Below are 6,535 nucleotides of genomic sequence, written 5' to 3' on the forward strand. Positions count from 1 at the left end.
AAAAGCGATTTGCACTACGGCTCTTTCCACTTCTTCCTCAATTCGATTCTTGAGGTTTGGCTTCCTTCTATTGAGTTCCCGTAGTGCCAACTCACCTCCTTGGTCGTAGAGCTCTTTGAAACGATAAAAGCTATCTCTGCTATAACCAAAAAGCTTGCAGGCCTGAGATACGTTGCCCAATTGTTCTGCTAACTGTAATAAACCTACCTTAGATTTAATTACCTTTGCTTCTGTATTCATTCTGACAGTTTTAAGGATTAATATTTGTTGTTTTGACTCTTTAAATATAATTCTTAACTGTCAGATTTTATCGTGGTTACTTCACATTAATCTTCGTCAAATCTCGAACATTTCAAAAAAAGACGGATACTTTTGTGAATTTTCGAATGGTGTTATTTTACCGGTTGCAAAAAGACGCCAAGAAGATTTTAACAAATTTATCAAGCTCCGCGGATGAAAAATAAAATGTATATACTTGTTATGTTTTTTTTAAAATAACACTAAATTAAATAAAACTATTAGTGTGTAAATAATGTTATAAATAGATTTAATTAACAATTAAAAGGTATTAAACAATGTTTAGATCATTAAATTCCTCTAAAAGAAAACTGCATTATAATACCACAAAATTCTGTCTTAATTAATATAAAAAAAATGATCGACCAATTACAATCAAAGTTTGAAAGAGTGATGATAATTGACGACAACCCAACGGATCTCTATATTTCACCACGCATAATTCTAAAAAATAATTTTGGAAAAAAAGTCTTTGAATATTCGTCTGGGGAAGAAGCCTTAAAATTTCTACAGCAAAATCAGGAAAACACCTCATTATTGCCAGAGGTTATTTTTGTAGATATCTATATGCCTCTAATGTCAGGATTTGAATTTTTGGAGGAATACAACAAACTGTCCACAACATTAAAAAAACAATGCCAAGTCTTCATTATGTCATCGACTATTGATGATCTAGACATTGTACGTGCACGGACAGATCAAAATGTTTCCTTCTTTCAGGTAAAGCCTATTACTATTGAATTCCTTAACCGTATTAATACTTATTAAAAACGTCACATGCCCTTCAACTAACTTCCCTGAATAGCATTGACCATTTTTTTTATGATAATTATTTACTGTTAATTCTTAATTGATTATCGCGTTAGGGATTGCAGCGGCATCCTTTTTTAGGGGTTTGACCGCTAAAAAAGATACAGCGGAAAGAGCGACCCGATAGGGGAACGCCCACAAAAAAATTCTTAATAGGAACCACAGATTCTTAAAACTACCCGCCATTGGCCCTACCATACAATGGAAACTAGTTTTTGGGGCGACTTTATAAAACAACAAATCCCCGATAAAAATTAATTTATGGGGATTTGCCTGAATATTAGAAAGTAAGCCTACTAACTAAAAGATTCTTATGCGTTTAAAAGTTCTTTTAATTCTTTTGCTGCTTGTGCAGGATCTGCTGCTCCGTAAATAGCGGCACCGGCAACGGCTACCATAGCTCCAGACTCTTTTACAGCGGCGACACTGTTCTTGTTAACACCACCGGCGATAGATACAGCAACACCAGCTCTTGCAGCTTCGTCAATAAGAACTTGGATAGAGTACCCTTCTTGAGCTTGCTCATCTAAACCAGCGTGTAATTCTACGAACTCAGCACCTAAAGCGATCGCTTCTTGAGCACGTTTTACTCTGTCCTGAACACCGATAGTATCTACAACAACACCTTTACCATGTTCTTTGGCAGCTTTAACAGCTCCAACGATGGTTGAGTCACCTGTAGTTCCCAAAATAGTGATCAAATCTGCACCAGCTCCAAAAGCCATATTAGCTTCCAATTCACCTGCATCAGCAGTTTTAAAATCGGCTAAAACCAATTTGTCTGGGAAAGCATCTTTCATCTTTCTGATTCCAGCTAATCCTTCACTTTTGATAAGTGGAGTTCCTAATTCAATAATGTCTACGTAAGGAGCCACTTTAGTTGCTAATGCAATTGCGTCTTCTATTTTCAATAAATCGATTGCTACTTGTAATTTTGCCATATTATTATTATTTAAATTGTTTTTTGTTTATAAATTATTCCACTGTATTCTCTATTATTCCATGTTTGCGTGGCGCTTCCATAATTCTGAAGCAGTACTGCCATCTATTTCCCAAAGGGCTTGTATCAAGGCATCAAAGCTCAATAAAAGCGATTGCTCAAAAAGGCTGCCGGCATATTGCTTGGAAACATCTTGGTCTCTTGCCTGTTTTTGTGCTGCAGGGATCGTAACGGTATAGTCTGCCAAGGTGGCCAATGGTGCGGCTGGACTTGTTGTAAAACAAATGACACTTGCCCCTTCGTTTTTGGCTGTTTCTGCCGCTCTTACAATGCCAGCTGTTGTTCCAGAACCAGATCCGGCGATTAATAGGTCTCCTTCACCGATCGCTGGAGTGGTAGTTTCACCTACCACATATACCTTATACCCCAAATGCATTAAACGCATGGCCGAAGCTTTCATCATTAGTCCGGTTCTCCCCGCACCCATTAAGAAAATACTTTTGCCCTTGTTTATCGCTGGCATTAAAGCTGCAATTTCTTCAGGTTTAATGCTAGCAGTCAACTTGCGATGCTCATCCATAATGGTTTGCATTGCCGTTGCTACTAGTTGTGCCTCCTGTGTTGCCTGTAATGTAATTGTGTTTTCCATATCGTTCAATTTCAAACCTTTATGACTATCAATCTGCGATGCAAAGATATGCGGCTATCTCCTAGAGCAGTTACACAATTTGACAGTTGTGTAGTACAATCTGCCCATTCTTATAAAAGTGATGGTATTATTCCCTATTTTTGTGGTACATTTTGGAAACAATGTCGATTTTATGCCTAAAAACGACCCTCATATTTATTTTGTAAAAACGATTTTTTATGCTTAGTGATAAGGTTTTGTATATTAAAAATTTAGGAAATTGCCCTCCTGCCTATTTAATTGATCCTGCTAGGAGAGATTTTTATGAAATTGTATGGTTGCGTAACGAGGATGCGCTTCATGTGCTACAACACGATTTTCAAACAAAAAAAGGTGATTGGATTTATTTGATACCTCCATATAGGGTGCATCAATTAAACAAAGCCGGTAAAAACGGTGTTCTTATTTCCTTTAAACAAGAGCTATTAGAAGGAGACTTAAAAGAGTTTTTATTAGATGTCTTTAGAATGTTCAATGTACAAGGAGAGTTTTCTTGTCTACAGGTAAATGAAGAGACCGCTAAAGGCTTGGTAGATGTGTATCAATTATTGGAAGAGGAATACAAAAAGGAGACCATTAATTTAATTATGTTAAAAGCCCTCCTAAAAGTCTTTTTACTGAAATTGATACAGTTAAAGGAAGAGCATTTTACCTTACAGGATATCAATGAAAAACGAGTGTACGAGTTTATGCTGTTGCTTGAAGACAACTATCAGGAAAAGCGAAATGCCGACTTCTATGCCGAACAGATAGGGATTAGTGCCAAGCGCTTAAACCAGGTACTGAAGGAAAAACTAGATAAAACCGCCGTACAAATAATTCATGATCGCTTAATACAAGAGGCCAAGCGCCAAATTATACATAGCGAGAACACCATTAAGGAAATCGCCTACAACCTAGGTTTTAAGGACCAATCTTATTTTAGCAGGTTTTTTAAAGCCCAAGCAGAGCAAACCCCTCAAGAATTTCAGAACAACGTAAAACGCCACCTTATCTCTCATGACAATACCTTATATAAATAGTTTTGTTAGACTGAGTTCTTTCTATAGCTCCGTCTCATAAAGGGGGGGATATAAAAAAGTCGGACGTTAAGAAAGTCCGACCCTTTTTCATTACTCCCTAATGTCTGGCGTAAGGATGTGCTCTTACTCCTTATATATATCGACTTTTTGGAAGATTGTGTATAGCTTTTATTATAGAGGCATCTGTTTTATTTTTTCCCCACTGTTTCAACCTACCTTCATCCTTCCAAAAAGCTCGCAGTTTTTTTACCCAAAAGTTATAATTAAGTAAAAACACACTACAAACCACCACCATAAAATTTTGTTCTAAAAGCAGTTTTTTAATGTATGGGGAGGGAATTTTTATTTTTTTTGAATTTGTTCCAGCTACTTTTTTTTACATCTCCTGATTAAACCCGCTTCGCTCCCTTATAAAAAACAGCCTATAACTAACTATTTTACAACACCATACCTCCCACCCCTCTTCTAATTCACCAAAAATCGCCGTAACAGCAATGATTGCGGGCCTTTCCCTTTTTTAATATTTCTTCATTTTTATCATAAAAACACTTGGTGAATCCAAAAAAGGTCTCTATATTTGCACCCGCAATCAGCTCATAGCTGATAAGACAGTCAGGAGAAATGGCAGAGTGGTCGAATGCGGCAGTCTTGAAAACTGTTGAGGGTCACACCTCCGGGGGTTCGAATCCCTCTTTCTCCGCAAAAGGAAACCCACAGCGAAAGTTGTGGGTTTTTTGTTTTCTGTAGCCTCCGAAGTTTACTTCGAAGAGGCGAAAGAAAACAAAAAACTAAAACAAGCGACAGCTTGTTGTGGTTTCCATGCTTGCAAAGGATAACCTACCGGGATGCACGAACGAAGTGAGTGAATCCTTTGAGAAAGAAAAGGGATCATGAAGGATCAAGTCCAAAATTTGGGTTTTTACCATTTTAAGAATATAATTTAATCAAGCGATATAAGAAGTATTCTGTATTCCTGACTCCCCTAAATTGTGATCTAAAAGCCTTTACTTTGGCATTAAAGGATTCTGCTGAAGCATTTGTACTTCTGTTTAAAAAATAGTTAAGTACTTAGCGGTAATTTAAAGTAATACTATTGGCTACCGTTTTGAAGGATCATGACCAAAAGTTGTGTTTATGCAAAAATTGTGGTTAATCTATAAAGGAAGAATTCTACATTTTTCACCCCTCTGAACTGTGCCCTGAACGCTTTAATTTTTGCATTGAATGATTCTGCCGAGGCATTCCTACTTTTATTTATAAAATAGTTCAGGATAGGGCTTTATTGTCAGGTGCGGTGATGGAGGGATCACGATTTAGAGGAACGAGAAATCGTAATCCACAGATACAGATCTAAATAAAGCCTCCAACGTACCAACTTTATCCAAAAAACCAAGGCGCGCAGCGCATTATGGTTTCCATGCTTGGATCACGATTTGGAGGTACGAGAAAACGTAATCCTATAATTCTAGATCCAAATAACATGCCAAGCGGGTTGTGGTTTACATACAACCACACAGAACCTAAGATTTTTACCTAAAACACATTTATTTCCTTTTTTTTAACCCAATGGAGAACCGCTATTTGTTTAGCAATATTTTTTTAGCAATGAGTTCCCTGCCTGTATATATATTCATGATGAGCACTTGTGAAGGTACTACCCCCATATTATACTCAAGACGGTTTGTGCCAGCATTCACCATTCTACTTTTAGGGGTCAGGACCGTTCTTCCGGAGGTATCTAGGAAATTCACTTTAATAGTGGCATCATAGGGGATATCCATGTCCAGACTGAGGACTTCGCTTTGAGGCTCTTGGAAGACAGTAACTATGGTCCCTGAAGTTTGGCGCTGAACAAAGGATTGTTCATTTTCTTCCGTTGCCTGCCCGCACCCATAGATCCGCACATGCCCTGAATTTTTTCCATTGCCGTCGTTAGCATTTGCTCCTATGGCCACACGGCTACCGTCAGCACTCATAGAAACGGAATAGCCCGATTGGTCGTTAGAAGCTTCCCCATTTACATCTGTTCCCTGTTGCACCCAAGTGCTGCCGTTCCAGGAATATACCCGAACATGCCCCGAATTCCTTCCACTGCCCTTGTTATAAAGAGCTCCTATAGCCACACGGCTACCGTCAGCATCCATGGAAACGGAATAGCCCGATAGATCAAAAGCGGCTTCCCCATCTATATCTGTTCCCAGTTGCCCCCAAGTACTGCCGTTCCAGGAATACACCCGTACATGTCCTGAAGCGTTCCCATTGCCGTCGTTAGCATTTGCTCCTATGGCCACACGGCTGCCGTTGGCACTCATGGAAACGGAATAGCCCGATTGGTCAAAAGCAGCTTCCCCATCTATATCTGTACCCAATTGCACCCAAGTACTGCCGTTCCAGGAATAAACCCGTACATGCCCTGAAGCGATACCATTACCATTGTTATAAAGAGCTCCTATGGCCACACGGCTGCCGTTGGCACTCATGGAAACGGAATAACCCGATACGTCGTTAGCGGCTTCCCCGTCTATATCTGTTCCTAGTTGCATCCAAGTACTACCGCTCCAGGAATACACCCGTACATGCCCTGAATCGTTCCCATTACCGTCGTTACCAATAGCTCCTATGGCCACACGGCTGCCGTCGGCACTCAAGCTAACGGACCATCCCAATCGGTCGTTAGCGGCTTCCCCATCTATATCTGTACCCAGTTGCACCCAAGTACTGCCGTTCCAGGAATACACCCGAACATGCCCTGAATTGCTTCCATTGCCGTCGTTACCA

7 protein-coding genes, 1 tRNA gene and 2 pseudogenes are annotated in these 6,535 nt (G+C 39.4%); 3 read left to right on the top strand and 7 right to left on the bottom strand.

What is annotated here, in order from left to right:
* On the bottom strand, positions 1–240 hold a 240-nt coding region (locus BUA16_RS17735; RefSeq protein WP_143150558.1), incomplete at its 3' end, for a helix-turn-helix domain-containing protein.
* 414 nt (positions 241–654) lie between these two features.
* Here BUA16_RS17735 and BUA16_RS17745 point away from each other — a divergent pair.
* Entirely contained in the window at positions 655–1,065 is a 411-nt protein-coding gene (locus BUA16_RS17745; protein WP_084668561.1) for a response regulator, read from the top strand.
* 353 nt (positions 1,066–1,418) lie between these two features.
* Here the strand turns inward: BUA16_RS17745 and hxlA are convergent, their stop codons facing one another.
* The 3 genes and pseudogenes from hxlA to BUA16_RS19265 all read right to left on the bottom strand — a co-directional run.
* Positions 1,419–2,048 (bottom strand): 3-hexulose-6-phosphate synthase, encoded by a 630-nt coding sequence (gene hxlA / locus BUA16_RS17750; protein WP_072766051.1) that lies wholly within the window; start codon positions 2,046–2,048, stop codon positions 1,419–1,421.
* A gap of 54 nt (positions 2,049–2,102) precedes the next feature.
* On the bottom strand, positions 2,103–2,696 hold the full coding sequence (gene hxlB / locus BUA16_RS17755; RefSeq protein WP_072766054.1) for a 6-phospho-3-hexuloisomerase: 594 nt from the start codon (positions 2,694–2,696) through the stop codon (positions 2,103–2,105).
* Between the two features lie 70 nt (positions 2,697–2,766).
* Positions 2,767–2,823: pseudogene (locus BUA16_RS19265) on the bottom strand (hypothetical protein); the annotation flags it as partial.
* Positions 2,824–2,914: 91 nt separating this feature from the next.
* Here BUA16_RS19265 and BUA16_RS17760 point away from each other — a divergent pair.
* Both BUA16_RS17760 and BUA16_RS17765 read left to right on the top strand, forming a co-directional pair.
* Positions 2,915–3,757: a helix-turn-helix domain-containing protein gene (locus BUA16_RS17760; protein WP_072766052.1), complete on the top strand. Its 843-nt coding sequence runs from the start codon at positions 2,915–2,917 to the stop codon at positions 3,755–3,757.
* Positions 3,758–4,372: 615 nt separating this feature from the next.
* Positions 4,373–4,457 (top strand) — tRNA-Ser (locus BUA16_RS17765).
* A 227-nt stretch (positions 4,458–4,684) separates the two neighbouring features.
* Here the strand turns inward: BUA16_RS17765 and BUA16_RS19110 are convergent.
* The 3 genes and pseudogenes from BUA16_RS19110 to BUA16_RS17780 all read right to left on the bottom strand — a co-directional run.
* Positions 4,685–4,813 (bottom strand): annotated as a pseudogene (locus BUA16_RS19110) (transposase); the annotation flags it as partial.
* Positions 4,814–4,889: 76 nt separating this feature from the next.
* Entirely contained in the window at positions 4,890–5,030 is a 141-nt protein-coding gene (locus tag BUA16_RS18510; protein WP_072766055.1) for a transposase, read from the bottom strand.
* Between the two features lie 304 nt (positions 5,031–5,334).
* On the bottom strand, positions 5,335–6,535 hold a 1,201-nt coding region (locus BUA16_RS17780), incomplete at its 5' end, for a WD40 repeat domain-containing protein (RefSeq protein WP_218616783.1).

Source organism: Arenibacter nanhaiticus (assembly GCF_900141935.1).
GTDB lineage: Bacteria > Bacteroidota > Bacteroidia > Flavobacteriales > Flavobacteriaceae > Arenibacter > Arenibacter nanhaiticus.

Coding starts and splice junctions, on each gene's coding strand:
- BUA16_RS17745 (WP_084668561.1), top strand. CDS start 655: ATGATCGACCAATTACAATCAAAGTTTGAAAGAGTGATGATAATTGAC.
- hxlA (WP_072766051.1), bottom strand. CDS start 2,048: ATGGCAAAATTACAAGTAGCAATCGATTTATTGAAAATAGAAGACGCA.
- hxlB (WP_072766054.1), bottom strand. CDS start 2,696: ATGGAAAACACAATTACATTACAGGCAACACAGGAGGCACAACTAGTA.
- BUA16_RS17760 (WP_072766052.1), top strand. CDS start 2,915: ATGCTTAGTGATAAGGTTTTGTATATTAAAAATTTAGGAAATTGCCCT.